Annotated in this window: 30 protein-coding genes; 18 read left to right on the forward strand and 12 right to left on the reverse strand. The window is 56.2% G+C overall.

Annotated features, from left to right (window positions below):
- Positions 1 to 88 precede the first annotated feature (88 nt).
- Complete coding sequence (locus tag MWU61_RS15425) at positions 89 to 1,048, forward strand: DMT family transporter (RefSeq protein WP_247129297.1); 960 nt, start codon at positions 89 to 91, stop codon at positions 1,046 to 1,048.
- Positions 1,049 to 1,079: 31 nt separating this feature from the next.
- Here MWU61_RS15425 and MWU61_RS15430 read toward each other — a convergent pair whose 3' ends face one another.
- Both MWU61_RS15430 and MWU61_RS15435 read right to left on the reverse strand, forming a co-directional pair.
- The gene (locus MWU61_RS15430) at positions 1,080 to 2,072 is read right to left on the reverse strand and encodes an NAD(P)H-quinone oxidoreductase (RefSeq protein WP_247129299.1); all 993 of its coding nucleotides are present in this window, start codon (positions 2,070 to 2,072) and stop codon (positions 1,080 to 1,082) included.
- 12 nt (positions 2,073 to 2,084) lie between these two features.
- On the reverse strand, positions 2,085 to 2,786 hold the full coding sequence (locus MWU61_RS15435; RefSeq protein WP_247129300.1) for a COQ9 family protein: 702 nt from the start codon (positions 2,784 to 2,786) through the stop codon (positions 2,085 to 2,087).
- 103 nt (positions 2,787 to 2,889) lie between these two features.
- Here MWU61_RS15435 and rpsU point away from each other — a divergent pair, with 103 nt between their 5' ends.
- Entirely contained in the window at positions 2,890 to 3,096 is a 207-nt protein-coding gene (gene rpsU / locus MWU61_RS15440) for a 30S ribosomal protein S21 (RefSeq protein WP_100367708.1), read from the forward strand.
- Between the two features lie 86 nt (positions 3,097 to 3,182).
- Positions 3,183 to 4,064 (forward strand): alpha/beta hydrolase, encoded by an 882-nt coding sequence (locus tag MWU61_RS15445; protein ID WP_247129301.1) that lies wholly within the window; start codon positions 3,183 to 3,185, stop codon positions 4,062 to 4,064.
- A gap of 81 nt (positions 4,065 to 4,145) precedes the next feature.
- Here the strand turns inward: MWU61_RS15445 and rnhA are convergent, their stop codons facing one another.
- From rnhA to MWU61_RS15470, 5 genes are all read right to left on the reverse strand, one after another.
- A complete protein-coding gene (gene rnhA / locus MWU61_RS15450; protein WP_247129303.1) occupies positions 4,146 to 4,598 on the reverse strand; it encodes a ribonuclease HI in 453 nt (150 codons plus the stop codon).
- Position 4,599: 1 nt separating this feature from the next.
- Entirely contained in the window at positions 4,600 to 5,193 is a 594-nt protein-coding gene (locus MWU61_RS15455; protein WP_247129304.1) for a methyltransferase domain-containing protein, read from the reverse strand.
- On the reverse strand, positions 5,193 to 5,651 hold the full coding sequence (locus tag MWU61_RS15460; protein WP_247129305.1) for a DUF3429 domain-containing protein: 459 nt from the start codon (positions 5,649 to 5,651) through the stop codon (positions 5,193 to 5,195). The genes MWU61_RS15455 and MWU61_RS15460 overlap by 1 nt, the downstream gene beginning before the upstream one ends.
- A 114-nt stretch (positions 5,652 to 5,765) precedes the next feature.
- On the reverse strand, positions 5,766 to 6,716 hold the full coding sequence (gene ispH / locus MWU61_RS15465) for a 4-hydroxy-3-methylbut-2-enyl diphosphate reductase (RefSeq protein WP_247129306.1): 951 nt from the start codon (positions 6,714 to 6,716) through the stop codon (positions 5,766 to 5,768).
- A 191-nt stretch (positions 6,717 to 6,907) separates the two neighbouring features.
- Positions 6,908 to 7,480: an NYN domain-containing protein gene (locus MWU61_RS15470; protein WP_247129307.1), complete on the reverse strand. Its 573-nt coding sequence runs from the start codon at positions 7,478 to 7,480 to the stop codon at positions 6,908 to 6,910.
- Positions 7,481 to 7,572: 92 nt separating this feature from the next.
- Between MWU61_RS15470 and folK the strand changes: the two genes are divergently transcribed.
- The 13 genes from folK (at position 7,573) to recO (ending at position 17,073) form a co-directional block, all read left to right on the forward strand.
- Positions 7,573 to 8,172 (forward strand): 2-amino-4-hydroxy-6-hydroxymethyldihydropteridine diphosphokinase, encoded by a 600-nt coding sequence (gene folK, locus MWU61_RS15475; protein WP_247129308.1) that lies wholly within the window; start codon positions 7,573 to 7,575, stop codon positions 8,170 to 8,172.
- A 77-nt stretch (positions 8,173 to 8,249) separates the two neighbouring features.
- Positions 8,250 to 8,603, forward strand: coding sequence for a DNA-directed RNA polymerase subunit omega (rpoZ, locus tag MWU61_RS15480; protein ID WP_247129309.1), 354 nt, complete (start codon positions 8,250 to 8,252; stop codon positions 8,601 to 8,603).
- Positions 8,604 to 8,634: 31 nt separating this feature from the next.
- A complete protein-coding gene (locus MWU61_RS15485; RefSeq protein ID WP_247129310.1) occupies positions 8,635 to 10,773 on the forward strand; it encodes a bifunctional (p)ppGpp synthetase/guanosine-3',5'-bis(diphosphate) 3'-pyrophosphohydrolase in 2,139 nt (712 codons plus the stop codon).
- Positions 10,774 to 10,785: 12 nt separating this feature from the next.
- Positions 10,786 to 11,442 carry a DUF2062 domain-containing protein gene (locus MWU61_RS15490; protein ID WP_247129311.1) on the forward strand — a complete coding sequence of 219 codons (657 nt, stop codon included), beginning with the start codon at positions 10,786 to 10,788 and terminating at the stop codon, positions 11,440 to 11,442.
- A gap of 33 nt (positions 11,443 to 11,475) precedes the next feature.
- Positions 11,476 to 12,228, forward strand: a complete 753-nt coding sequence (locus MWU61_RS15495; protein WP_247129312.1) for a pyridoxine 5'-phosphate synthase — start codon at positions 11,476 to 11,478, stop codon at positions 12,226 to 12,228.
- Positions 12,225 to 12,533 (forward strand): Dabb family protein, encoded by a 309-nt coding sequence (locus MWU61_RS15500; protein ID WP_247129313.1) that lies wholly within the window; start codon positions 12,225 to 12,227, stop codon positions 12,531 to 12,533. The genes MWU61_RS15495 and MWU61_RS15500 overlap by 4 nt, the downstream gene beginning before the upstream one ends.
- Before the next feature lie 32 nt (positions 12,534 to 12,565).
- A complete protein-coding gene (locus tag MWU61_RS15505) occupies positions 12,566 to 13,024 on the forward strand; it encodes a hypothetical protein (protein ID WP_247129315.1) in 459 nt (152 codons plus the stop codon).
- Positions 13,021 to 13,419 carry a holo-ACP synthase gene (gene acpS, locus MWU61_RS15510; protein WP_247129316.1) on the forward strand — a complete coding sequence of 133 codons (399 nt, stop codon included), beginning with the start codon at positions 13,021 to 13,023 and terminating at the stop codon, positions 13,417 to 13,419. Before MWU61_RS15505 ends, acpS begins: the two co-directional genes overlap by 4 nt.
- 96 nt (positions 13,420 to 13,515) lie before the next feature.
- Positions 13,516 to 14,352 carry a signal peptidase I gene (gene lepB, locus MWU61_RS15515; protein WP_247129317.1) on the forward strand — a complete coding sequence of 279 codons (837 nt, stop codon included), beginning with the start codon at positions 13,516 to 13,518 and terminating at the stop codon, positions 14,350 to 14,352.
- Positions 14,349 to 15,029: a ribonuclease III gene (gene rnc / locus MWU61_RS15520; protein ID WP_247129318.1), complete on the forward strand. Its 681-nt coding sequence runs from the start codon at positions 14,349 to 14,351 to the stop codon at positions 15,027 to 15,029. The genes lepB and rnc overlap by 4 nt, the downstream gene beginning before the upstream one ends.
- The gene (era, locus tag MWU61_RS15525; RefSeq protein WP_247129319.1) at positions 15,026 to 15,949 is read left to right on the forward strand and encodes a GTPase Era; all 924 of its coding nucleotides are present in this window, start codon (positions 15,026 to 15,028) and stop codon (positions 15,947 to 15,949) included. Before rnc ends, era begins: the two co-directional genes overlap by 4 nt.
- The gene (locus MWU61_RS15530; RefSeq protein WP_247129320.1) at positions 15,946 to 16,272 is read left to right on the forward strand and encodes a DUF1491 family protein; all 327 of its coding nucleotides are present in this window, start codon (positions 15,946 to 15,948) and stop codon (positions 16,270 to 16,272) included. Before era ends, MWU61_RS15530 begins: the two co-directional genes overlap by 4 nt.
- 69 nt (positions 16,273 to 16,341) lie before the next feature.
- On the forward strand, positions 16,342 to 17,073 hold the full coding sequence (gene recO, locus MWU61_RS15535) for a DNA repair protein RecO (protein ID WP_247129321.1): 732 nt from the start codon (positions 16,342 to 16,344) through the stop codon (positions 17,071 to 17,073).
- On the opposite strand, the gene MWU61_RS15540 is transcribed toward recO, so the two are convergent.
- The 5 genes from MWU61_RS15540 to MWU61_RS15560 form a co-directional block, all read right to left on the reverse strand.
- Positions 17,061 to 17,444, reverse strand: a complete 384-nt coding sequence (locus tag MWU61_RS15540) for an META domain-containing protein (RefSeq protein WP_247129322.1) — start codon at positions 17,442 to 17,444, stop codon at positions 17,061 to 17,063. The two genes, recO and MWU61_RS15540, sit on opposite strands and share 13 nt — an antisense overlap.
- 52 nt (positions 17,445 to 17,496) lie before the next feature.
- Complete coding sequence (locus MWU61_RS15545; protein ID WP_247129323.1) at positions 17,497 to 19,185, reverse strand: acyl-CoA dehydrogenase family protein; 1,689 nt, start codon at positions 19,183 to 19,185, stop codon at positions 17,497 to 17,499.
- A 127-nt stretch (positions 19,186 to 19,312) separates the two neighbouring features.
- Positions 19,313 to 19,852: a DUF3859 domain-containing protein gene (locus MWU61_RS15550; RefSeq protein ID WP_247129324.1), complete on the reverse strand. Its 540-nt coding sequence runs from the start codon at positions 19,850 to 19,852 to the stop codon at positions 19,313 to 19,315.
- A gap of 48 nt (positions 19,853 to 19,900) precedes the next feature.
- A complete protein-coding gene (locus MWU61_RS15555) occupies positions 19,901 to 20,686 on the reverse strand; it encodes an aminoglycoside phosphotransferase family protein (RefSeq protein ID WP_247129325.1) in 786 nt (261 codons plus the stop codon).
- A gap of 93 nt (positions 20,687 to 20,779) precedes the next feature.
- Positions 20,780 to 22,378 carry a phosphoenolpyruvate carboxykinase gene (locus MWU61_RS15560; protein WP_247129326.1) on the reverse strand — a complete coding sequence of 533 codons (1,599 nt, stop codon included), beginning with the start codon at positions 22,376 to 22,378 and terminating at the stop codon, positions 20,780 to 20,782.
- Positions 22,379 to 22,689: 311 nt separating this feature from the next.
- Here MWU61_RS15560 and MWU61_RS15565 point away from each other — a divergent pair, with 311 nt between their 5' ends.
- Together MWU61_RS15565 and MWU61_RS15570 are read left to right on the forward strand one after the other, a co-directional pair.
- Positions 22,690 to 23,391, forward strand: coding sequence for a response regulator transcription factor (locus MWU61_RS15565; protein WP_247129327.1), 702 nt, complete (start codon positions 22,690 to 22,692; stop codon positions 23,389 to 23,391).
- A gap of 11 nt (positions 23,392 to 23,402) precedes the next feature.
- Positions 23,403 to 25,145, forward strand: coding sequence for a sensor histidine kinase (locus MWU61_RS15570; protein ID WP_247129328.1), 1,743 nt, complete (start codon positions 23,403 to 23,405; stop codon positions 25,143 to 25,145).
- The last annotated feature ends 7 nt before the right edge of the window (positions 25,146 to 25,152 follow it).

The following is a 25,152-nucleotide window of genomic DNA, read 5'->3' on the forward strand; positions in this document are numbered from 1 at the left end:
AATCTTGGCGGCCCTTTTTGCTTCGTGCCCTTGACCAAGCGTGAACCTTTTTGCACTAAACACTGGTAGCGGTAACGAGGACCTTATCATGACGCCCAATGCAAAAGGTGCGCTGTTTGCGCTTGGCGCGTTTGCGGTCTTTTCGACCCATGACGTCTTTATCAAGGTATTGGGTGGATCATATTCCCCGATCCAGATCGTGTTCTTTTCAGTTTTGTTGTCGTTCCCCTTGGCCACTGTGATGCTGATGCGGGATGCAACCGCTGGGACGCTGATCCCAAAACACCCTTGGTGGTTGGCCTTGCGGACGGCCGGTGCGGTCGTCACCGGTATTTCAGCGTTTTATGCATTCTCGGTTCTGCCGTTGGCGCAAGTCTACGCCATCATCTTTGCGTCGCCGCTAATGATCACGGTTCTTGCTATTCCGGTGCTGGGTGAAAAGGTCCGGCTGCGTCGGTGGATTGCGGTTCTGGTAGGTCTTGCCGGGGTGTTGGTCGTATTGCGTCCCGGTGCAACTGATCTGACCTTAGGCCATGCAGCCGCGCTGATGACTGCGATTGGTGGGGCGGTTACGGCAATTGTTGTCCGCAAAATCGGGTCAGAAGAACGGCCTGTTGTGATGCTGCTATACCCGATGGTCGTGAACTTCATCGTGATGGCGATGCTGTTACCGTTGGTTTACGTGCCGATGCCGATCAATCATTTGGGCATGCTCGGGATTGTCGCGATATTTGCGTGGATTGCGCAACGGATGATCATCACGGCCTATCAAAATGGTGAGGCGGCGATCATTGCACCTATGCAATATTCGCAAATCCTGTGGGCGAGCGTTTACGGCTTCTTCTTCTTCGACGAACTGATCGACATGAACACGGCGATTGGGGCCGCGATCATTATTGCGTCTGGTCTCTACATTGTTTTGCGCGAAAGCGGCGCAGGCAATTCCGCCAACACGCCAGTTCTGCGCAGCCGGTCGCGGGTGGAAACAGGAACAACCCCACGGGCGTCACTGATCATCCGGATGACAGGACGCACACCGCCGCGGTAAGAAACCGATTTTCGGAAGAATCGCGCGCGGTTTAACCGCCGACGCGTAAAACGATCTTACCAATATGCGCAGAGCTTTCCATGCGGGCGTGTGCCGCCGCCGCATCATCCAGCGCAAATTCCTGATCCATCACAGGCGCGACTTTGCCAGCGGCAAGTAGTGGCCAAACTTTTTCACGAAGGTCCGCTGCAATCCGCGCTTTTGCCAAATCTGATTGGGGTCGCAAGGTCGATCCTGTCATCGTCAGCCGCCGCGTCATCAGCTGAACCATATTCAATTCAGCCTTCATGCCCTGCAAAAATGCGATTTGCACCAGACGACCATCATCAGCGAGCGCTTTCAAATTACGCTGCATGTAAGGCCCGCCAACCATGTCGAGGATCACATCCGCCCCGCCTGTAGCGCGCATCACTTCCACAAAATCCGCGTCACGGTAATTGATTGCCTGTTCGGCGCCTAGATCTACGCAAGCCGCGCATTTGTCGTCTGATCCGGCCGTTGTGAAGACCCGCGCGCCGAATGCTTTCGCCAGTTGGATTGCTGTTGTCCCGATACCCGACGATCCACCATGAACCAAGAACCTCTCACCTGCTTGCAGGCCCCCGCGCTGGAACACGTTGGACCAAACGGTGAAGAACGTTTCTGGCAGGCACGCGGCCTGTTTCAACGTCATGTTCTCCGGCACTGGCAGGCAGTGGGCGGCAGGTGTGACCACGTATTCAGCATAGCCGCCACCGGGCAAAAGGGCGCAGACCTGATCGCCCACGGCCCAATCGGTCACACCTGCGCCAAGCGCAACGACCTCGCCGGCACATTCCAAACCGGGCAGGGGGCTTGCGCCCGCTGGCGGATTATACAGCCCTGCGCGTTGCAGCGCGTCAGGCCTGTTAACGCCCGCATAAGCGACCTTGATCAGCACTTCACCGTGCGCAGGCGTTGGCGTGTCCGCCATGTCAGGTGTCAAAACCTCTGGCCCGCCATGCTGTGCTATTTTTACGACGCGGCTTTGCTTGGGAAGGGTCATCAAAGGTCTTTCTTAGGAAGATTTGTGCGTGCGCCACACGCCCGGCAGGTCATCGCGTGTTGCGGTTTGCGGTGCTTTAATGCCCGCGGTCAGACGATCCATCAAGGTGGTCAGCGGACGCAAGGCAGGATTATCGCGGGTTGCGGATTTCACCCGTTCGAACTGCATCACGTTGTCGATACGGCGGTCGATGAATGCGTCGGTGGCGTGATGCCCGTCCGTTTCATCCCCAAGCCAGAACAAAACGACTGACCCGTAGACTGCCGATAAGGTTGCGCGTTTTGTGTACCAGTTTACGTCTTCAGACGTGTCGCCAAGGGCGGTCCAGATCGCATCGGCGGTCCCCCAGATCAGTTTGGCACCGTCTGGCGCCATATGCGGCAGGGCAAACAGCGTCGATCCGCGGCGCACCACTTCCTTGTCGTCAATCACAGACAGGCGCAGGCGCACGGCCTCTGCGACCTTGTCGCGAAACCGCATGCCTGCAAGATCAGCCTCTGCCAAGGCTTTGGCCATCGCGGCGTCACCCATCTGATGATAGGCAATCGCCAAATCCGTGGCACCACGCGGGCAGGCCGCGCGGGCTGCGTCCAAACCGATTCCCGCGTCGCTTGCGGCAGCTTTGAACGTCTCAACACCCCAGCCATCAAAGGGGACATGGGGCACAGCGGCGGCGACAAGATGCTGGGTCACTTGGTCAACAGATACGGTCATCACGGATCTCCTTATGGACCTTTGACAAGTTAGGGCGTCGTTGCTATATGCCCACTTCCTGCAACTTATTGCAAATCCAACTTAGAGAGGTGGTGAAAACCACATGCAGGTTAGTGTTCGTGATAACAACGTCGATCAGGCGCTCCGTGCTCTGAAGAAAAAACTTCAGCGTGAAGGTGTGTTTCGTGAGATGAAGCTCAAGCAACATTTCGAAAAGCCATCCGTGCGTAAAGCACGCGAAAAGGCCGAAGCAATCCGCCGTCAGCGTAAGCTGGCTCGGAAAAAGCTCCAGCGCGAAGGTATGCTCTAAGCACCCCTTTTCGATGTACGATCAAAGAACCCCCGTGGCTTGCGCTGCGGGGGTTTTTCTTTGCAAAACAGCTGTTAAGCTGCGGCATGTTTCCAGATTTCCAGACCTTTGATATCGCAACGAACGGCACGACCATCCACGGTGTTATCATCGGTGGCAGCGGTCCGCCGTTGTTGTTGCTGCATGGGTATCCGCAAACCCATGTGATGTGGCACAAGGTGGCGCCTGATCTGGCGCAACGCTACACGCTGGTGATCCCTGATCTGCGCGGCTACGGCGCATCCGGCAAACCACCAACGGACGCGGACCACAGCCCCTATTCGAAACGTGAAATGGCCCGCGATATGGCGGGCGTTATGTCGCACTTCGGACATACGCGATTCGCCGTCCTTGCCCATGATCGGGGCGCGCGCGTGGCCCACAGGCTTGCTGTCGATCACGCAGACCGGGTTTCGGCGATGATCCTGCTCGACATCGCGCCCACGCGCGAAATGTACGCCAACACAACGGCGGCCTTTGCAACGGTCTATTGGCACTGGTTCTGGCTGATCCAGGACGCGCCATTCCCGGAAACACAAATTGCGGCTGACCCATTATTCTACCTGAATAAAAAGCTGCGATCATGGGGGAATAAGCCGAAACCGTTCAGCGATGCGGCCTTCGCGGCGTATGCGGAGGCGATCAAAGATCCGGCCACGATCCATGCCATGTGCGAAGACTACCGTGCCGCCGCGACAATCGACATCACACACGATGATGAAGAGGGCATGATCACCTGCCCGCTGCATGTATTGTGGGGGGCTGAGGGTGCGATTGAGGCGCATTTCGATTGCCTCGATCTTTGGAAGCAACGGGCGACGACGGTGACCGGGCATAATCTGCCGGGTGGACATTATCTGGCGGAAGAACTGCCAGATATGGTCGCGCAAGAGGCGCTTCAGTTCTTCGCAGCCCAGCCGCGTTGGTAACGCTCTTCTTTTGGTCTCAAATATCTCGGGGGTGTGGGGGCTGGCCCCCACGCGTGGCGACGCCGAAGGCGGCGCAAAGCCTCAGGGTTTAAATGGCGCCATACCCGCGCGCGCCAATTCATCAGCGCGTTCGTTTTCTGGATGTCCCGCGTGTCCTTTGACCCATTCCCATGTCACCTGATGGCGCGCTTGCGCCGCATCCAATCGCTTCCAGAGTTCCACGTTTTTCACCGGCTTCTTTGCGGCATTTACCCAGCCGCGCTTCTTCCAGCCATGAATCCAAGACGTGATCCCGTCTTTGACGTAGGAACTGTCGGTCACCACCGTCACGACGCTGGACCGCTCCAAGGCTTCAAGCGCTGAAATCGCGGCCATCAGCTCCATCTGGTTGTTGGTGGTGTTGGCCTGTCCGCCGTTCAGCTCGCGTTCTTTCAGAACATTTTCGCCATCCTTCGCAATCAGAATAGCGCCCCAGCCGCCGGGGCCGGGATTGCCTGAACAGGCCCCGTCAGTATAGGCAAAAAGATCAGGCATTTCAGTCCTTTCGAGCGCGAATAGTCACCCATGGTGAGACGTCACCGGCTAAACCGGGGCCCATGCCTTCGTCAACGGCAAGAATGGAAAAACCGGCGTTCGTCAGCAATTCCGACAGCTCCGGAATGGTCACAAATGTGTACATGCGCCCCAAACGATCGCGTGTCGCGTCCGTCCCAGTCTTCATCGCAACGCTGAACACGCCTTGATCGCGTAACGCGGTGGCGATTGCATCCAAATGACGTGGTAGATCGCCGCGCTTTGCGTGCAGGAGGGAGAAATTCGCCCAGACGCCATCGTAGTCCGCAATCATGTCCAGTTCGTCAAACGTCAGTTTGCGCGCACCTAGATCGTGAAGGTCATTGGCGATCTTGATCATCCCGTCCGATGCATCGGCTGGATCACATTCAAATCCGGCGGTGCGCATATGGGCAGAGGCGGTCGCAGGCCCGCATCCCAGATCAAGCACCCGCCCACCGTTTGGCAGCAGGTTCATAAATGCGATCAGTTGCGCATCGGGGCGCGATTTTGCGAATTTTGCGGCATAGTCGCCAGCGGCGGTGTCATAGAAAGCAATGGTTTCGTCATCTATCATCACAGCACTCCGGTTAGTAAGCAAAGCACGACAATAGCGGTCAGCAGAACGCGCAATTTCATCCACCACGCAGGTGCCAGCCCTTGCCGCCAGAACTGCCAGTCGAGCAACAGTAGACCGACAAATCCTGCGATCAGGTTCATGCTTGCTCCAACTGCGCCGCCACCGGTCATAAAGAACGCCCATAAGGCAGGGAGCACTGACAAAATGTAGCCGCCCGTGGCCTTTGCACCGTCGGCCTTCGTAGCAAAGCCCCACAAAACGCCCGACATGAACGACAGGATCACAGCGCCGTAGTAAAGCTGCACGTAAGGCCCAACAAAACGGCTCCCAATTACACCCGAGGCCTGCAAGCCAAGTGTCGGCACCAGTGTGGTCAACGCACCCCAAACAAAGGGTGCGAGCCCTGCCAATCCCAACATAAGGGCGGATCGCGGGATGTTTTGCGGTGATGTCATGTGACCCTCATGTCTTGGTGCGCCCTCGATCAAGCACACGACTGTCGCTTCTTTGACGTTTTCCAAATCCCCGCCGGAGGCTCCCGTCGCGTTGAAAAGGCCCCGATTTCCCGTTTAGGCGGGTTCGCGCAAAACACGCGGTACTTTGAATTCGACGTTTTCGACCGCAGTTTCGACCATCTCGACTGTCACATCAAAGCGGTCTTTGAAGGCGTCGATGACTTCGTTGATCAGTACTTCAGGGGCGGATGCACCGGCGGTGATCCCCATGGATGTGATGCCTTCCAGCGCCCGCCAGTCAATGTCGGTGGCCCGCTGCACAAGTTGCGCATATTCGCAGCCAGCGCGTGCGCCGACCTCTACCAAGCGTTTCGAGTTGGACGAATTGGGCGCCCCCACGACGAGCATCGCATCGCATTTTGGCGCCATTGCCTTGACCGCTTCTTGGCGGTTTGTGGTGGCGTAACAGATGTCTTCTTTGTGCGGGCCGATGATCGCGGGGAACCGGTCGTGCAGGGCAGCGACGATGTCTTTGGTGTCGTCCACCGACAGGGTGGTTTGTGTCACAAAGGCCAGTTTGTCAGGGTTGCGCGGTGTGACAGTCGCCACGTCAGCGACGGTTTCCACCAGTAGCACTTCGCCGTCTGGCAACTGCCCCATGGTGCCGACGGTTTCAGGATGACCTTCGTGACCGATCATGATCATTTGCAGACCGTTGTCGGCATGACGCTGCGCTTCGATGTGTACCTTGGATACAAGCGGGCAGGTGGCATCGACGTAGACCATTTCGCGTTTTGCGGCGGCTGCGGGAACTGCTTTTGGCACACCATGCGCGGAAAAGATCACAGGCCGGTCGTCGGGGCATTCATGCAGTTCTTCAACGAATACAGCGCCTTTGTCGCGCAACCCGTCGACCACAAATTTATTGTGGACGATTTCGTGGCGGACGTAGACAGGTGCCCCCCATTTTTCCAACGCCATTTCAACAATCTTGATGGCCCGATCTACGCCCGCGCAAAAGCCGCGCGGCGCTGCAAGGTATAGCGTTAGAGGGGGCTTTGTCATGACTGTCTCCGGCTTGGCTTGTGGTAGAGGTAAGCCTTCGTAGCGGCGGCGTCCAGAGGGCCAGATTTGATCCAAAGGGGCGCCTACGGCGCAAGCCATGTTTGGCGGTCAATCAATGAGGCCAACATGGGCGTTGCGCAGCCGAACGAATAGGTGCGCAACGCGATTGGTAAGAACAGAAGCTGGCCGCTTTACGCGTCCGTAGTTTCTGCCGCTGTTTCTTCAACGCGCGGTTCGCGTGTCGGGCGACCGATCACGTCGCGCAATTCATCCAGTTCGATGAAATTGTCGCACTGACGGCGAAGCTCATCCGCGATCATTGGCGGTTGGCTGCGAATAGTGGACACCACTGAAACTCGTACGCCTTTGCGCTGTAGTGCTTCAACAAGCGGACGGAAATCACCGTCGCCCGAGAACAGCACAACGTGATCGACATGTGGCGCAAGTTCCATAGCATCGACAGTCAATTCGATGTCCATGTTCCCTTTGACTTTACGCCGTCCCATAGAGTCAGTGTATTCTTTTGCCGGTTTGGTCACCATGGTGAAACCGTTGTAATGCAGCCAATCCACGAGTGGACGGATCGGCGAATACTCATCGTTTTCTAGAAGTGCTGTGTAGTAGAAGGCCCGTAGCATTTTGCCGCGGCGCATAAACTCTGCGCGAAGCAATTTGTAATCGATGTCAAAACCGAGCGATTTCGCTGCTGCATAAAGGTTCGAGCCATCAATGAAGAGCGCGAGACGCTCGTCACGATAAAACATGGAAAAATTCCTTTCAAAATACAAAGCTTGCACAAACCGTGAGTGTGAGTGGTAGATGCCGTGCAAGCTTCAATACAAATAAGGATATTCCGTTGACCTCGCAAGTCCAGTCAAAGCCACGTAAGCATCACGACGTTGTGGTTGCTTTAGGGGCTAACCAGCGGTCAAACCTCGGAAAACCTGAGGAAACTATCAATTTGGCCTGCGGCGCCCTATCCGAACGGGTAGGTTTTTCTATACGTAAAAGCCACCTGTATCAAACGCCCGCTTTTCCGGCAGGCGCGGGGCCGGATTTTGTGAATGCGGCGGCGGTTTTCAAGACGCATTTACCACCTGGCGCGATTTTGCAGATTTGTCATGAGATCGAAGAAATGGCAGGCCGTACCCGCGAAATCCGGTGGGGTCAGCGGACCTTAGACATTGATTTAATTGCATTTGATGACGTCGTGTTGCCTGATCATACCACCCACGAAAAGTGGCGAATGCTGCCGTTGGAAGACCAGGTTCGCCTGTCGCCCGATCAATTGATTGTGCCGCACCCCCGCCTGCAAGATCGCAGTTTCGTGCTGGTCCCGATGGCGGATGTGGCCCCCGACTGGGTTCATCCAATTTTGGGCCAGACGACACGGCAGATGCTGGATGCGCGACCTGCCGCCGAAAAAGACACGGTTTGTCCGCTGGATGCGGCGTGAATCTGCTTGTCAATTTCTATTTCTGCGCCTAAAGACGGGGCTTCCTAGGAATCCACCCGCTGAATTGGAGTGCGCTCATGGCTCGCGTCACCGTAGAAGATTGTGTCGATAAAGTCCCTAACCGGTTTGAACTGGTCATGTTGGCCGCACATCGCGCCCGCGAAATCGCATCCGGTTCTCCGATCACTGTTGGCCGCGACAACGACAAGAACCCTGTTGTGTCACTGCGTGAAATCGCGGACGAAACACAGACTGCTGACGATCTGCGCGAGCGCATGATCGAAGCAAACCAGACGCAGATCGAAGTGGACGAGCCAGAAGAGGACAGCATGTCCTTGCTGATGGGCGCAGAAGCTGACAAGCCTGCAGAGGACGACATGTCCGAAGAGAAACTGCTGCGTGCCCTGATGGAAGCGCAAGGTCAACGCTAAGGCGCGACCACGAATAAAGGCGCAGGACGAGATGACGACTGCTGACGATCTGATCGCTCTGGTCCGCGCCTACAACCCTCGTACAAATGAACAGATGTTGCGCGACGCATATGCGTTCGGCGACGAAATGCACGACGGTCAATTCCGCCATTCAGGCGAAAAATACTTTACCCATCCTGTTGCTGTGACTGTCATCCTTGCTGAACAGCAAATGGATGACGCGACCCTTGTCACCGCTTTGCTGCACGACACGATCGAAGACACGAAGGCGTCTTTTGCCGAAGTCGAAAAACGGTTTACCCGCGAAATCGCTGAATTGGTGGATGGTGTCACGAAGCTGACGAATCTGCAGCTAAATTCACGCGAGACGAAACAGGCCGAGAACTTTCGCAAGTTGTTCATGGCCACGTCCCGCGATTTGCGTGTGACATTGGTTAAACTGGCCGACCGTCTACACAACATGCGCACGATCAAGTCGATGCGCCTCGATAAGCAGGCCCAGAAGGCCCGCGAGACGATGGAAATCTTTGCCCCGCTCGCCGGGCGCATGGGTATGCAGTGGATGCGCGAAGAACTGGAGGATTTGGCGTTCCGCGTTCTCAATCCCGAGGGGCGCAATTCCATCATCCGCCGTTTCATCACATTGCAGCGCGAAACAGGCGATGTGGTCCAAAAGATTACTGCCGATATGCGGGTCGAACTGGAAAAGGCGGGGATCAGCGCAGAGGTCGTGGGCCGCGCCAAGAAACCCTATTCGATCTGGCGCAAGATGCAGGAAAAAGACCTGAGCTTTTCGCGGCTGTCCGACATCTACGGGTTTCGCGTCCTGACGGCGACAGAGGCAGATTGTTACCGCGTTCTTGGGGTGATCCACCAGCGTTGGAAATCTGTGCCAGGTCGGTTCAAAGACTACATCAGCCAGCCCAAAACAAACGGTTACCGGTCGATCCATACAACTGTGTCAGGCCGTGATGGTAAACGCGTAGAGGTCCAGATCAGAACCCGTGAAATGCACGAAGTTGCCGAAACAGGTGTTGCCGCGCATTGGTCCTATAAAAACGGGGAACGTGTCGAAAACCGCTTTGCCGTTGATCCTGTTGAATGGATCAACAAGCTGACAGAACGGTTGGATCAGGAACAAGGTCACGAAGAATTTCTCGAGGCTGTGAAGCTTGAGATGTATCAGGACCAAGTGTTCTGCTTCACACCGAAGGGCGACGTGATCAAACTGCCGCGCGGTGCCACGCCCATTGATTTTGCCTATGCGATCCACACGCGGATCGGGTCTGCCATTGTGGGGGCTAAGGTTGACGGTTTGCGGGTGCCGTTGTGGACGCGTTTGAAGAACGGTCAATCGGTCGAAGCGATCACCGCCGAAGGCCAGACCCCGCAAGCGACTTGGATTGATATTGCCGTGACGGGCCGCGCCAAAACGGCGATCCGCCGCTCGTTGAAAGAAGAAGATCGGGATCGGTTTATCAAGCTGGGCAGCGAACTGGCGCGGGTCGCGTTTGAAAACGTTGGTAAGAAATCAACCGACAAGGCGTTGCAAACGGCAGCCAAAGCATTGGCGATTGAAAGTGTTGATGAACTGTTGTGCCAACTTGGCAGCGCAGAAATCACGGGCCGCTATGTCGTTGCCGCGATCTATCCAAAACTTGTTGAAAAAGAAGGCGAACAGATTGCGGCGAACCGTGCGGTGGTGGGCCTGTCCCCGAACCAGCAGCATCGCCGCGCGCGGTGTTGCCAGCCTGTACCGGGCGAACGGATCATGGGGATTACGTATCGCGGCGAAGGGGTGGTGGTGCACACCATTGATTGTGACGCACTTATCGATTTTGAAGATCAGCCGGAACGTTGGATTGATTTGCAATGGCAGGATGGCGTGCACGGTGCAGTCAACGCGGTGACGCTTGATCTGACGATCACGAACGACGCGGGTGTTTTGGGCCGGATTTGTACCTTGATCGGGGAACAGACGGCCAATATCTCGGACTTGAAGTTCATCGAACGCAAGCCAGATTATTACAGGTTGATGATGGATGTCGACGTCAGTGACGTTGAACATTTCCATCGGGTGCAAACAGCCCTTGAAGCCGACAGCAATGTGTCATCCATTGGCAGGCATCGCGACCCCGGGTTGGCGAATGTCGAACGAAGCGGCACCTAAGAGGACGTAAACTTGGTTTTTAAGCGCAGGGATAGACGCCCGGTCTGGCAAGTGGTTGCCGACTTTATCTATCCGCGCGGTGGGTGGTCGCGCGCGGCCCAATACGTCAAACACCGGGTGCGCAGGCTTCCTGATACCCCTGAAAAGATTTCGCGCGGGGTGTGGGCCGGAGTTTTCACCGCATTCACCCCGTTCTACAGCATGCACTTTGTCGTGGCGTTCCTGTTGGCGCGTCTCATGCGTGGGAACGTGCTGGCCGCGCTTATGGGCACGTTTTTCGGCAACCCGCTGACCTATGTTCCGATTGCGGTCGCATCGCTCGGGACCGGACACTGGTTGCTCGGAACCCGTCCGGTTGACGACGTTGACGCATCGATCGGGGCAAAATTTGGCGGCGCGTTCCATGATCTATGGCACAACTTTCTGGCAATTTTCACGCCAGCGCGTGCCGATTGGCATGGTCTGGCGATTTTCTATGACGAAGTGTTCTATCCCTACATGATCGGCGGGATCATCCCTGGCATTATCTGCGCGACGTTTTGTTACTACCTGTCTGTGCCGCTGATCAGCGCCTACCAGAAACGCCGCCAGAAGGTGCTCCGCGCAAAATTGGCATCGTTACAAAAGAATACTGGGCAAAACGATGACGGCGGTCCAACGTCGGGCTAGATGCTGCGTTAATCGATTGCAAAGGACACTGCGATGACCTCTTCAAAACTACGGCTTGGCGTGAACATCGACCATGTGGCGACTGTGCGGAATGCGCGGGGCGGGGCGACCCCCGATCCGGTGCGCGCGGCGTTGCTGGCGCAAGAGGCAGGCGCTGACGGGATCACTGCCCACCTGCGCGAAGATCGGCGTCATATTCGTGATGCCGACATGGCCGCCATTGCCGAAGCGATTGATATCCCATTGAATTTCGAAATGGGCGCCACGGAAGAGATGCAAAAGATCGCGCTCGCCACAAAGCCGCATGCTGTCTGTCTGGTGCCAGAACGCCGCGAAGAACGCACCACCGAAGGTGGGCTTGATGTGGCTGGTGATGATAACCGCCTTGCTGCCTACATTGCCCCATTCAAAGACGCAGGCACCCGCGTGTCGATGTTCATTGGTCCGGAGATCGCACAGGTTGAAGCATCGGCGCGGATTGGCGCGGACATTATCGAACTGCACTGTGGTTTGTACTGCGATCTGCACGATGAAGGGCGTTTTGATGAACGCGATGCCGAACTTGCGCGCCTGACGGCGATGGCGACCCATGCACATGGTTTGGGTCTTGAAGTCCACGCAGGCCACGGTCTGTCGTTTGACAATGTGACGCCCGTGGCAGTGTTGCCTGAGGTGGTCGAATTGAACATCGGTCACTTCATCATCGGCGAAGCGATCTTTACGGGCCTTGGTCCAGCAATCAAAGAAATGCGCCGTATCATGGACGCGGCGCGGGGCCTTTCATGATCCAACATATTGTGATGCTTGGCCTGCCTGAAGGCTACGACGCGGATGAACTTGATGCCGTGATGCAGGGGCTCGCCGCGCTTGATCTGCCGGGGTTCACAGGTTTCACCCATGGTTCAAACCGCGACCTTGAACACAAGACACCAGACTATCCTTACGGCTTTATCTGTACGTTCACCGACACCGACGCGTTGCGAATTTACGCGGCACATCCGGGTCATAAGGCGCTTGGCGGACGGTTGGTGTCGCTCTGCGGCAGCGGCGACGCAATCATGGTGATCGACCTTGAAGTGCCGGCCACCTAAGCGCATTCTTGGGCGATAGACCGGAGATGATTATGAAATCGATTTTATCCATTCCGCTGGTGGCGCTGTTTGCGGCTCCGCTGTCCGCGCAAACCGTCAGCGATTGTGACTGGGAATCTAGCGCCCGTAATTTGATCGAACCATGGGAAGATCACACAAAGGTCTTTGCTGAAGGGGCCGTGCGCCTTGCCATGTTGGACACGGTCGAACCGGCTGTAGCAGCGATGCATCTGTTGGTCTTATCCCCGCCCTACGACGAAGTTGGCGACAGGCAGTGCAAGACGATTGGGTCCGGCGACCGCATCGGGTTCAGTGGGATCAGGTGGGACGCCTTAACGGCCGGATATGATCCGGCGGCTGGGTTGATCTTTGAAGTCCCCGTTAGCCGATACGATCCCGAAAGCGACGGGTTCCCGACCAGCCTATTGTCGTTCACGCTGAACCAATCCACAGGTGAAATCGACGCGGTCATTTTGGCGGATACCGAATGATCCTGGGCATCGGGACCGATCTGGCAAACATCGAACGGATTGCGGGAACGCTGGAACGGTTCGGGGATCGTTTCAAAAATCGCGTGTTTACGGATGTCGAACAAGCCAAAGCCGAACGGCGTCGCGACGTGGCTGGCACCTATGCGAAACGCTGGGCCGCGAAAGAGGCCTGTTCAAAAGCGCTCGGCACGGGGCTTTCCATGGGAATCGCGTGGAAAGATATGTCGGTCACAAATCTGCGCACCGGCCAACCCGTGATGCATGTCACAGGTTGGGCAAAGGACCGTTTGGACCAAATGACGCCCCCCGGACACGAAGCCACAATTCACGTCACAATGACCGATGATCACCCGTGGGCGCAGGCCTTTGTCGTGATTGAGGCCAATCCCCTATAAATCAGTGGCGTTTTCCAGCTTTGCCGTTGTGGCATCGCTTGACACAGCGCAGTGTCGCCCGCATGTAGCCTTGCAACTCATCAAAGGAATTTGCCCATGTCCGAAGAGCCCGGATTTTTCGCAAGCGTCAAAGAAACCGTTAAGACGGTTGTCTATGCCTTGCTGATTGCAGGCCTGTTTCGGACGATCTTTTTCCAGCCGTTCTGGATCCCGTCAGGGTCCATGAAAGACACGCTGCTGATCGGGGATTTTCTGTTCGTGAATAAGATGGCGTATGGCTATTCCTACGCGTCATGCCCGTCGATCCGTATCCCGGCTGTTGGCATTGATATCGGTGCTGACGATTTCTGTGGCGTGTTCGAAGGTTCAAACGAACGTTTCTTGGGGTCTGAACCGGAGCGCGGCGATGTTGTCGTATTCCGTCATCCTGTGACGGGGCGTGATTTCATCAAACGTCTGATTGGGATGCCGGGTGACCGCATCCAAATGATCGACGGTGTTTTGCAGATCAACGACGAGGCTGTGGTTCTCGAAGATGGCGGCGTGTTCGAAGAAGTGATGGAATACCAAGGCCCGCAAGGTCTACGTCCGCGTTGCGAAAACGGCGCTGTGGGGCAAGGCGCGATTTGTGAAAAGTCGCGTCAGTACGAAACACTGCCCGGTGGCACACGTCATTCGATCCTGAACATCGGCGATCAGTTCTCTGATAATACTGGCGTGTTTACCGTGCCAGAAGATCACTTCTTCTTCATGGGCGATAACCGCGACAATTCCACTGACAGCCGTGTCGCACAGGAAGCACGCGGCGTTGGTTTTGTTCCCCGCGAAGATATCGTTGGCCGTGCTGACCGCGTGATGTTCTCATCCGCCGGTCGGTCCATGCTGGCGTTTTGGACATGGCGCAGCGACCGTTTCTTTAAGGCGATTGAATGAAGCTGTCGGCGGAACTTGCTGCTTTTGCAAAACGGATTGGCCATGATTTTGCCGATCCGTCCCTATTGATCCGCGCGGTCACGCATTCGTCGATGATGTCCGCGCATCGCGACGATAACCAACGGCTCGAATTTTTGGGCGACCGTGTGCTGGGTCTGGTGATGTCCGACGCCTTGCTGAAGGCTGATACGGATGCGTCCGAAGGCCTGCTTGCGCCGCGTTACAACGCGCTTGTGCGCCGTGAAGCTTGCGCAGATGTTGCCCGCCAGATTGATATCGGTGCTGTCCTGAAACTCGGTCGGTCCGAGATGAAATCAGGTGGGCGGCGCAAAGAAGCGTTGCTGGCTGATGCAATGGAGGCTGTGATCGCTGCTGTGTTCTTGGACGCAGGGTTCGAGACCGCCCAAAAGATGGTCGTGACCCTTTGGGGTAATCGCATCTATAATGTGGCTGACGACGCGCGCGACGCCAAAACCGCCCTGCAAGAATGGGCGCAGGCCCGTGGCGAACCGCCGCCCGCCTACGTCGAAGTGGCCCGCTCTGGCCCAGACCATCAGCCGGTATTTACGATTGAGGCGCGCCTGTCCTCCGGTCCCGCTGAAAAAGCGACCGCCGGATCAAAACGCCAAGCCGAACAAGCCGCCGCAACCGCCCTTTTGAAGAAAGTCGACCCATGACAGATACAACACGCGCCGGATTTGTGGCCCTGATCGGCGAACCAAACGCCGGTAAATCAACGCTTTTGAATCGGATGGTCGGCGCGAAGGTGTCCATCGTGACCCACAAGGTGCAAACCACACGGGCGCGTATTCGGGGTATCGCGATTGGCGGTGAATCCGGCGAAGCGCAATTGGTTTTCATCGACACACCAGGTCTGTTCAAACCGCGCCGCCGTCTTGACCGCGCCATGGTAGCAGCCGCGTGGACAGGGGCAGGGGATGCGGACATCGTGGTGCTGATGATCGAAGCGCACCGCGGGATCAGCGAAGGCGTGAAGGCGATCCTTGCGTCGCTGGAAGAACGCACAGGCGGAGGCAAAGTTGCCTTGGCGATCAACAAGATCGACAAGGTGAAGACCGAAGCACTGCTCGCGCTGACGTCCGAGATGAACGAACGCTACCCATTCGCGGAAACCTTCATGATCTCCGCTGAACGCGGACATGGGGTGAAGGCGCTGAAAACATGGCTTGCTGGTGAAGTGCCTGCTGGCCCGTGGCTGTATCCCGAAGATCAGATCGCCGACTTGCCGATGCGCAATATCGCAGCCGAGATTACACGCGAAAAACTGACGCTGCGCCTGCATCAGGAATTACCGTACGAGCTGACGGTCGAAACCGAAAATTGGGAAGAACGCCCCGACGGGTCCTGCCGCATTGATCAGGTCGTTTACGTTGCTCGCGATGGCCACAAAGGCATCGTGCTTGGCAAGAAAGGCGAAACCGCGAAAGCTGTGAATACAGCGGTGCGGTTGGAACTTGAAGAATTTCTTGGTCGTCGCGTCCACCTGTTTGTGCAGATCAAAGTGCGCAAAAACTGGTTGGAAGAAAAAGAACGTTACTCAGAAATGGGTCTCGAATTCAAAGACGGCAACGCTTGAAACTGACGGCTGACATCTGGGTGTCGGCCTATTTGACGCGCCTGCGCCTGTCCGAAATTCCCGCATTTGTCGTGCAAAAAGGGGATGCGACAGCGGGGGCGGTGCTCATTAAGCTGAATACACTTGATGGGCAGGCCTGCTGTTACCAACGCAGTTTCGATTTGATGACGGGCGACCGGAAATGGGTCGTGCTGTCGGACGGGCCCGAACCGGATGTTGACGGATCAATCGCAAAACAACGCGGCTTTGATCCTGATCTTTGGGTGATCGAGGTCGAAGATAAACAAGGCCGCCACCTGTTGGATGAATCTGGCTTGGACTGAGTTGTTGCGGGCAGAAGAAACAGATCGCCCGCCCTTTCCAACGCGTCTGTTTCCCCCCACATTAGCGCCATGATCAGTTGGACCGATGACGCAGCCCTTTTGGCCACTCGCCCGTTTGGGGAAACCTCGGTCATTATCGAAGTGTTTTCCGAAGAACACGGGCGTCATGCAGGCGTCGTGCGCGGTGGCACCAGCCGCAAGGTTGCACCATTGTTGCAACCCGGCGCGCAGCTATCGGTGACATGGAAAGCGCGGCTTGATCAGCACCTTGGGTCGTTCACCGTTGAACCCATCCGCAGTCGTGCCGCTGCCGCAATGGGCGACAGGTTATCGCTGGCAGGCCTGAATGCGGTCTGCGGTTTGCTGACGATGGTGCTGCCCGAACGCGAAGCCCATGCGCCACTGTATGACCGCACGATGGGACTGCTTGATTTGCTGGGGCAGACGGATATCTGGCCGTTGGCCTATTTGCGGTGGGAACAGGCGTTGCTAGAGGAAATGGGTTTCGGCATGGATCTGTCCGCTTGCGCTGTGCGCGGCGTGAACGAGGACCTCGCGTTCGTATCGCCCAAGTCGGGCAAAGCCGTCAGTCGCGACGCGGCAGGTGAATGGGCGGATCGTCTGCTGGCCCTTCCGCCTGTGCTTGCGGGCAAAGGCGACGCGACGCCGGGCGAAATTGTGAAAGCATTGGCTACAACGGGCTATTTCATTGAAAACCGCCTGATCAAAAGCCTTGGTGATCGCCCAATGCCCGCTGCACGCGCCAGATTGTTGGATGCGATCGGCCGTTATTCGACCTGAAACACCATTTCGCGGTCGTCTGTGTTGGACAGGATCAGCACATTTTCGAATGCTTCCGCCAACGTCATGTCTGCGAGCGTGGCGAAATATATCTGCTCTGCCGCGAGATCGGGACAGGCCATGCGCGTGCTCGCGATGGGGTCAAGGTTGAACCACGGATAGGGGAGGGTTTGCGTGCTATGAAAGCTGTTGCAAGGGCCGCGTCCTGTCACGCTGCCGTTGTCGCCGAAGCTGATCGTCGCGCGCGCCGCAAAATCGGTGCCATCGATGTCTATCAGTCTATAGGTCGCGTCGCGCACGGCGTAGCCTGAGATGGTTTCATCGGGGCCGCAAGCGGTGAGCAAAAGCACGATGGGAAGAAAGCGAAGCATGGTGTTGCGTCGCATTGCAGGCCTGCGAAGGCAAGCCTGCTACACGTATGTTTTACCCAAGCAGCCGCCGCGCGATGACTTGCGCTTGGATTTCTGCGGCACCTTCAAAGATGTTCAGGATACGCGCGTCGCACAAGATACGGCTGACTTTGTATTCCAGCGCAAAACCGTTGCCGCCGTGGATTTGCAGCGCGTTATCCGCGCAGGCCCATGCCACGCGCGCGCCTAACAGTTTCGCCATACCCGCTTCCAGATCGCAGCGGCGATCAGCGTCCTTTTCGGCGGCCGAGAAATAGGTCAACTGGCGTGCCACCATGATTTCAACGGCCATCATCGCAAGTTTGCCCGATACACGCGGGAAATTGATCAGGGATTTGCCAAATTGTTTGCGGTCTTGCGCGTATTGCATCCCGACATCAAGCGCGGATTGCGCGACACCGATGGCGCGGGCTGCCGTTTGGATGCGCGCAGATTCAAAGGTTTGCATCAATTGCTTGAAACCCTTGCCGGTTTCGCCGCCCAACAGGTTTTCGCCCTTCACAGCAAATCCGTCAAAGGCCAGTTCGTATTCTTTCATGCCACGATAACCGAGAACCTCGATCTCGCCACCGGTCATGCCGTCGGTTGGGAACGGGTCTTCATCCGTGCCCGGGGTCTTCTCTGCAAGGAACATCGACAGACCTTTGTAGTCGGTCGTGTCGGGATCGGTCCGTGCGAGCAATGTCATCACTTGGGTGCGGGCGGCGTGGGTGATCCACGTTTTGTTACCGGTCACTTCCCAATCGTCACCCTTCTTCACCGCACGCGTACGCAGCGCGCCAAGGTCGGATCCGGTGTTAGGTTCTGTGAAGACGGCCGTCGGCAGGGTTTCAGCGCTGGCCAATTGCGGCAACCACTTCTGTTTCTGCTCTTCGGTGCCGCCGCATAGGATCAGTTCTGCTGCGATTTCGGACCGCGTCCCAAGTGATCCAACACCGATGTAGCCGCGCGACAATTCTTCGGAAACCACACACATCGACGATTTCGACAGGCCAAAGCCGCCGTATTCTTCAGGGATCGTCAGTCCGAACACGCCCATTTCGGCAAGCTCGTCGATGACTTCCATCGGGATCAATTCGTCCTTCAGGTGCCAATCATGGGCAAATGGTTCGACCTTTTCGACCGCGTAGCGGCGGAATTGGTCGCGGATCATTTCCAGTTCTTCATCCAGACCGGACGCGCCCACGGTCACATTCGCGGACTGTTCCTGCATCAGTTCGACAAGACGGGTGCGGGCGGCCTGCGTGTTGGCGTTGTCAATCAATGCTGCGACTGCACTGTCCGCTGCGAAAGCTGCCTGATCCGCCGCTGACACGCCCATGTCGCGCAAACGGATCATTTCGCCTTGGTTCATTTGGATGCCACCAGCGATCTGCGCAAGGTATTCGCCAAACGCGATCTGGTGGATCAATTGTTCTGTTTCGCCAAACTTACCGTCAGCCGTCAAACGATCAGCCCAAGCCTGCATTTGCTGCAATGATTGGTCGTATGTGGCCAACCAAGCATAGCCATGCGCCGCCGTTTGATTTTCTTCGATCAACGCGCCGGAGATGCGCCCGCCATCTGTGGTCAGCGCTGCGACGCTGGTTTTTGCAGCTTGCACGATGGTCGCCACGGCGGGCAATGACGCGGCGGTCTGTGCCAGCAGATCAGGCATTCCTGCGGTTGCGATCAATGTCATGTCTTGTCCGTCATGGGCCATGGGGCGACTCTCCTGCTTGTGCAGGTGCAGAGATAAAGTGTTTGCATCCGCAGCGCAACAATCATTCGTCAGGTAATTCGTGTTTGAACAAAAGTGTCGCAGCGACTTGCCTGATCGCGAGCCCGTCCTACGAAAACAAGTCTACATAGCCGCAGATATCGGCCAGTTCGGGTATTTGTTCTGCAGGCAGTACTTCGAATGTTGTGCGGTAAAGAGTTTCGCCAGCATAGGACGCTTCGATCTGCCAGATGCCGGGCAAGAGTTCATAGTCAAAGTCGAACTGATAAAACGTCAGGGACGGGTCCGTGCCGCGAATAGTTGACGTGAACGTCTGCACGGTTTGGCCCGTCGCGCCCATCGGCGGGTGGGTCACCGTCATTTGCACGCCATTGATGCCGTCAATATCGAGCGCTTGCGACTTGATCCCGAACCCGATCCCAAGCACCGCAGGCACCCGCCGCGTCGCTGCGACAAACGCAGGCTCTTCTTCAATAACATGGGTCGTTCCCGCGATCGTACCGGGGGCTTCCCGCACGCCAAGCGTATCTGGTGCACAAATGACCCCAACTTCCATACTCGCAATCGCCGGCGCCTTTACATCGGGCTGCGGGGCTTGGGCAAAAGCCACAACGGGCATACAAATAAGCAAAGCGAGAACATGTTTCATAGGGTGTTCGTAACCCAGTTCGGGTAAATGCGCCAAGCTTTGTTCAGCTTAAACGTCTAGGTTGGCTGCGATCTGCCCTTTGATTTGGGCGAAATCGGCTAAAGATTGGGCCCATTGGTCAAGATGGCCGCCCGCGATCAACGCCTGCGTGGCGACGTCACCAATCATGCGGGACGTGGCATCAGAGTCGCTCATGTGGGTTAGGACTTCGGTGATCATGTCTAAAAGGGCGCGGTTGGCTGGTACCCCATACGTCTTGCAAAGCAGTTTAAGACGACGGCTTTTGGCATCCAAATCGGCCTGCGTGGCCGCATCCATCGCGGCGTCCTGCTGACCAAGCGGGACGACCCACCACGCCAGATAGGCCAGATCCCTGATCCGCGGCGCAGGTCCTGCTAGGTCAAAATCGAAGACGCCGATCACCGCACCGTTCGCGTTGAACGTCATGTTGTAGGGGGCAAAATCGTTGTGGCAGATGACCTCGTGCAGCAACGGATCTGGGTGGCTGTAGGCCCAAGGCACAGTCGCATCCATCAAGGACAGGGTGGCGTTGTGGATGCGGCGTAGCAGGCGAGCTGCTGATAAAAGTGCTGCGTCGTCGGTCCAAAAGTTTGCTGGAAAATCGGTATCGCCCGACACAAAGCGCAGCATCTGGCGGTTCTTGTCGTCGATCCCCAAAAATTGCGGAACGCCGTTCACACCCGCCGCCGCGAGTTTTGTCAGCAGCGCCTGTGTCGCGGGCGTATTTGCCGTGACGGGTTTGCGGATCGTGTCGCCAACGCGCGTGACACCAGCTGCGACGTTGCCACCGGTCAGGGGAATTTCATCATCCATGGCGGGCAAGTGTTCCAAAGGAGTGCGAACAAAGAAAAAGGGTCAGGCGCATCGCCCGACCCTAATTGATCGCCTTCAAGGTGCAAGCAGAGCTTACCCGATTGACGCAGCTTTCACGTCCGCGTCAATGAACGGCACATACTTTTCAAAGTTGTCGCTGAACATGCCGACCAGCTTTGCGGCCTGCGCATCGTACGCGTCTTTGTCGGCCCATGTGGCGCGTGGATCGAGCAATGTGGCGTCCACGCCGTCGCATGTCATTGGGACTTCGAAGCCAAAGTTCTCGTCTTTGCGGAACTCGTTTTCGACCAGTGATCCGTCCAATGCTGCGGACAGCAAGGCACGGGTCGCTTTGATCGGCATCCGTGATCCGGTACCGTAGGCACCGCCAGTCCAACCTGTGTTCACCAACCAGCATGTCGCACCATGTGTCGCGATCTTTTGCTGGAGCAACTTGCCGTACGCCTCTGGGCGGCGTGGCATGAAAGGTGCGCCGAAACATGTCGAGAATGTCGGCTCTGGTTCTGTCACGCCACGTTCTGTACCCGCAACCTTTGAGGTGAAGCCGGACAGGAAATGGTACATCGCCTGCGCAGGTGTCAGGCGGCTGATTGGGGGCAGTACGCCGAACGCATCACATGTCAGCATGATGATATTCTTCGGATGGCCACCCAAGGCGCTTTCGGACGCGTTGCCGATGTAGTTCAACGGGTAAGCGCAGCGCATGTTCGCGGTCAGGCTATCGTCGTTGAAGTCCAGTTCCTTGGTGTCTTTGTCGAACACCATGTTTTCGATAACCGTGTGTGGCATCGAACAAGTGGCGTAGATTTCAGGTTCAGCTTCTGGGTCCAAACCGATCGTCTTGGCGTAGCAGCCGCCTTCAAAGTTGAACGTGCCGCGATCTGACCAACCGTGTTCGTCGTCGCCGATCAAAACGCGGGACGGATCAGCGGACAGCGTTGTCTTGCCGGTGCCGGACAGGCCAAAGAAAACAGCCGTATCAACCGGATTGTTTGGCGCGTGGTTGGCAGAGCAATGCATCGGCATGATGCCTTTTTCTGGCAACAGGTAGTTCAACAGTGTGAAGACGGACTTCTTGTTTTCGCCAGCGTATTCGGTGCCACCGATCAGAATGACCTTCTTTTCAAAGTTCAGCGCAATGACCGTTTCAGACCGGCATCCGTGCTTGGCCGGGTCCGCTTTGAACGACGGGCAGTTGATGATGGTGAAGTCCGGTGTGAACGTCTCTAGCTCGGACGCCTCAGGGCGACGCAGCAGGTGACGAATGAACAGCGAATGCCACGTCAGTTCCGTGATCACGCGCACATCAAGACGGTGCGCAGGGTCAGCGCCGCCGAACAAATCTTGCACGTCAACGCGGCCGCCTTGCATGTGGGACAGCATATCCGCGTAGAGAATGTCAAACTTGTCCATATCCATCGGCGGGTTGTTTTCCCACCAGATCGTGTCTTCGACAGATGGCGTGCGGACAACGAATTTGTCCTTCGGGGACCGACCCGTGTGTTTGCCAGTGGTGACAAGGAATGTGCCGCCTTGGCCTTCAACACCTTCGCCTGCTGCAATTGCAGCGGCCTGTAATTCGGGTTCAGAGCGGTTATAGTACACATAACCCAGCCCTTTGATGCCTTGATCTTCAAGCTTCATCTGCGGGTTGACCGTTCCTTGGTCCATGGGTTCGCTCCTTTTGGCGTTTTGGGTCTGTTTGACCTAAAACTGTCATATCAGTGGATTATGATCCGCCTAGCCCCCTTGCGCTAACGTTAGCGCTACCAATTTTATGTTAGCGCAAGCACGAAAAAGTTAGCGCTACCATCAATGGGCTGGCGTGCACGTTAAGGTGGCCGTAACGTTAATAGAGGCAAATAAGGCACGAATTTGGCACTGATTCGCTGAACGGCTTGATTCGCTACACCAAAAAGGTGAATGATTCCGCTCAGTAGTGGGCAGAAACCAACAAACAGAGCAATAAGGGGCAAATCCCAATGTCAAAAATCGCCTTGGTCGATGATGATCGCAACATCCTGACCTCCGTTTCCATGACGCTTGAAGCTGAAGGCTTCGAGGTGGAAACATATAACGACGGCCAATCCGCACTGGAAGCGTTTAACAAACGTATGCCAGATATGGCTGTTCTCGATATTAAGATGCCGCGGATGGACGGGATGGACCTGCTCCAGCGTCTGCGCCAGAAAACATCAATGCCGGTCATTTTCCTGACCTCCAAAGATGATGAAATCGACGAAGTCCTTGGTCTGCGCATGGGCGCGGACGATTATGTCAAAAAGCCATTTTCGCAGCGTTTGTTGGTTGAGCGTATTCGCGCTTTGCTGCGTCGGCAGGATGCAATCTCAGGCGAAGAGATTGAAGAGACAGAAGACACCAAGGTTATGGTGCGGGGCGAATTGTCGATGGACCCACTGCGTCACGCTGTGACGTGGAAAGGTCAGGACGTATCTCTGACTGTCACGGAATTTCTGTTGCTGCAGGCATTGGCGCAACGCCCGGGTTTCGTGAAATCACGTGATCAGTTGATGGACGTGGCTTACGATGATCAGGTGTATGTGGACGACCGGACGATCGACAGCCACATCAAACGCCTGCGCAAGAAGATGCGCAATACAGACGACACATTCTCGGCGATTGAGACGCTGTATGGTATCGGATACCGTTACAACGAAGAGTAAAGTTGTAAGTTATGACTGTGACCACCCAAGAGATTGATGTCAGAGACCTCGAGTCCGTGCGCAAAGCCGCGCGGGCCCCTGATCTTGTGATTGGTGATGATTGGGTGGCGCCACAAGCGCTCGGCGAAAACGAACAGGGCGAACGGCGTCGGTCGCGCGGCCTGCTGTCGTTGCTGCGCAGTTCGCCGATTGCCCGAAAAATCATTACGATCAATCTGATCGCTGTCATGCTTTTGATCGCGGGCGTTCTGTATCTCAGTTCATCACGTGACAGCCTTGTATTCCAACGCGTAAACAGCCTCGTCAAAGAGGCAGAGCTGGTCGCGGATGTCCTAGAAGCGAATTTACCCGAAACCGAAGCGGTCGATCTTGCGACGTCCGCAGGTATCGATGTGATTGCTGGTCTGGCCAAAATCACGTTGCGTGACCGTATTCAGGTGATGATCTTTGATCCCAATGCGAAATTTATCGGTGCGGCAGAAGGCACCGGCAAAATTCCAGACGTTTCAGGTCTAGATGAAATCGCTGGGAACACGCTGATTTTGGACATTTTATCCGGTGTATGGGATCGCATGTCCGGCGTTTTCGGCGGGTCTGAACCGCAAACCAGCAGCAATATTGAACTGGTCCAATTCACCAGCGCCCAAGTCGCAAGTGCGATGGAAACGGGAACCCAGTTTCATGCGTTTGGTGACGAAGGGAACACAACGTTCATCGTGACAACGCCGCTGAAACAGAACGGCCAAAACATCGGTGTCGCCGCACTGGCATCTGCAGCGGGTGAAATTGATCAGTTGGTCGCGCAGGAACGTGAACAGGTCCTGCGGTTGTTTATCGTGGGTATCGTCATTTCCATCGGTTTGAGCCTTGTTTTGGCGTCGACTATTGCGAATCCGCTCGCGGATCTGGCGGCAGCCGCTGAACTTGGGCGCGATAAAAACGCGCGCAAAATGTCACCGACGAAAATTCGTATTCCTGATTTGACAGCGCGTCCCGATGAGATCGGCCGTCTGTCCGGTGCGTTGCGTGGCATGGTGCAAGCCCTGTACGAACGTATTGAAGGCAATGAACAATTTGCCGCTGACGTCGCGCATGAAATCAAAAACCCGCTCGCATCGTTGCGGTCCGCAGTTGGGACCATGCGGGTCGCGAAACGTGATGATCAGCGCGAAAAGCTGTTGGAAGTGATCGAACATGACGTGCGGCGTTTGGATCGCCTTGTCAGTGACATTTCGAACGCGTCGCGTCTTGATAGTGAATTGGTCAAGGAAGAAGAAGAAACCTTTGACCTGCTGAAAATGCTGAGCAATTTGAACGAATTCTTGGGCAAAGAAGCAGAAGACAAGGGGATCGATTATATCGACGATCTGCCTGATCAAGCCATCATGGTGCAGGGGCTGGAAGGCCGTCTCGCTCAGGTTTTTGTCAACTTGATCACCAACGCGATTTCGTTCTGTGAAGACGGTGATGCGATCCGTGTGTGGGCCAGACGCCGTGAAAATCGAATTCTGGTGGTTGTCGAAGATACCGGTCCGGGTATCCCGAATGAAGCGATCCATAAGGTGTTCCAGCGTTTTTATTCGGAACGTCCTGAAGGTCAGTTCGGGAATAACTCTGGTCTTGGGCTCGCGATTTCAAAACAAATCGTCGAAGCGCATGGTGGCGTGATCTGGGCTGAAAATATCCGCCCGACAGAGGCTGATCTGACGTCGGAACCGCTTGGTGCGCGCTTTGTTGTAGGTCTGCCGGTTTAAGGTAAAG

Origin of the sequence: Loktanella sp. F6476L, from assembly GCF_023015725.1 — a bacterium.
Taxonomy (GTDB): Bacteria; Pseudomonadota; Alphaproteobacteria; order Rhodobacterales; family Rhodobacteraceae; genus Yoonia.

Coding starts and splice junctions, on each gene's coding strand:
- MWU61_RS15425 (WP_247129297.1), top strand. CDS start 89: ATGACGCCCAATGCAAAAGGTGCGCTGTTTGCGCTTGGCGCGTTTGCG.
- MWU61_RS15430 (WP_247129299.1), bottom strand. CDS start 2,072: ATGACCCTTCCCAAGCAAAGCCGCGTCGTAAAAATAGCACAGCATGGC.
- MWU61_RS15435 (WP_247129300.1), bottom strand. CDS start 2,786: ATGACCGTATCTGTTGACCAAGTGACCCAGCATCTTGTCGCCGCCGCT.
- rpsU (WP_100367708.1), top strand. CDS start 2,890: ATGCAGGTTAGTGTTCGTGATAACAACGTCGATCAGGCGCTCCGTGCT.
- MWU61_RS15445 (WP_247129301.1), top strand. CDS start 3,183: ATGTTTCCAGATTTCCAGACCTTTGATATCGCAACGAACGGCACGACC.
- rnhA (WP_247129303.1), bottom strand. CDS start 4,598: ATGCCTGATCTTTTTGCCTATACTGACGGGGCCTGTTCAGGCAATCCC.
- MWU61_RS15455 (WP_247129304.1), bottom strand. CDS start 5,193: ATGATAGATGACGAAACCATTGCTTTCTATGACACCGCCGCTGGCGAC.
- MWU61_RS15460 (WP_247129305.1), bottom strand. CDS start 5,651: ATGACATCACCGCAAAACATCCCGCGATCCGCCCTTATGTTGGGATTG.
- ispH (WP_247129306.1), bottom strand. CDS start 6,716: ATGACAAAGCCCCCTCTAACGCTATACCTTGCAGCGCCGCGCGGCTTT.
- MWU61_RS15470 (WP_247129307.1), bottom strand. CDS start 7,480: ATGTTTTATCGTGACGAGCGTCTCGCGCTCTTCATTGATGGCTCGAAC.
- rpoZ (WP_247129309.1), top strand. CDS start 8,250: ATGGCTCGCGTCACCGTAGAAGATTGTGTCGATAAAGTCCCTAACCGG.
- MWU61_RS15485 (WP_247129310.1), top strand. CDS start 8,635: ATGACGACTGCTGACGATCTGATCGCTCTGGTCCGCGCCTACAACCCT.
- MWU61_RS15495 (WP_247129312.1), top strand. CDS start 11,476: ATGACCTCTTCAAAACTACGGCTTGGCGTGAACATCGACCATGTGGCG.
- MWU61_RS15500 (WP_247129313.1), top strand. CDS start 12,225: ATGATCCAACATATTGTGATGCTTGGCCTGCCTGAAGGCTACGACGCG.
- MWU61_RS15505 (WP_247129315.1), top strand. CDS start 12,566: ATGAAATCGATTTTATCCATTCCGCTGGTGGCGCTGTTTGCGGCTCCG.
- acpS (WP_247129316.1), top strand. CDS start 13,021: ATGATCCTGGGCATCGGGACCGATCTGGCAAACATCGAACGGATTGCG.
- lepB (WP_247129317.1), top strand. CDS start 13,516: ATGTCCGAAGAGCCCGGATTTTTCGCAAGCGTCAAAGAAACCGTTAAG.
- rnc (WP_247129318.1), top strand. CDS start 14,349: ATGAAGCTGTCGGCGGAACTTGCTGCTTTTGCAAAACGGATTGGCCAT.
- era (WP_247129319.1), top strand. CDS start 15,026: ATGACAGATACAACACGCGCCGGATTTGTGGCCCTGATCGGCGAACCA.
- recO (WP_247129321.1), top strand. CDS start 16,342: ATGATCAGTTGGACCGATGACGCAGCCCTTTTGGCCACTCGCCCGTTT.
- MWU61_RS15540 (WP_247129322.1), bottom strand. CDS start 17,444: ATGCTTCGCTTTCTTCCCATCGTGCTTTTGCTCACCGCTTGCGGCCCC.
- MWU61_RS15545 (WP_247129323.1), bottom strand. CDS start 19,185: ATGGCCCATGACGGACAAGACATGACATTGATCGCAACCGCAGGAATG.
- MWU61_RS15550 (WP_247129324.1), bottom strand. CDS start 19,852: ATGAAACATGTTCTCGCTTTGCTTATTTGTATGCCCGTTGTGGCTTTT.
- MWU61_RS15555 (WP_247129325.1), bottom strand. CDS start 20,686: ATGGATGATGAAATTCCCCTGACCGGTGGCAACGTCGCAGCTGGTGTC.
- MWU61_RS15560 (WP_247129326.1), bottom strand. CDS start 22,378: ATGGACCAAGGAACGGTCAACCCGCAGATGAAGCTTGAAGATCAAGGC.
- MWU61_RS15565 (WP_247129327.1), top strand. CDS start 22,690: ATGTCAAAAATCGCCTTGGTCGATGATGATCGCAACATCCTGACCTCC.
- MWU61_RS15570 (WP_247129328.1), top strand. CDS start 23,403: ATGACTGTGACCACCCAAGAGATTGATGTCAGAGACCTCGAGTCCGTG.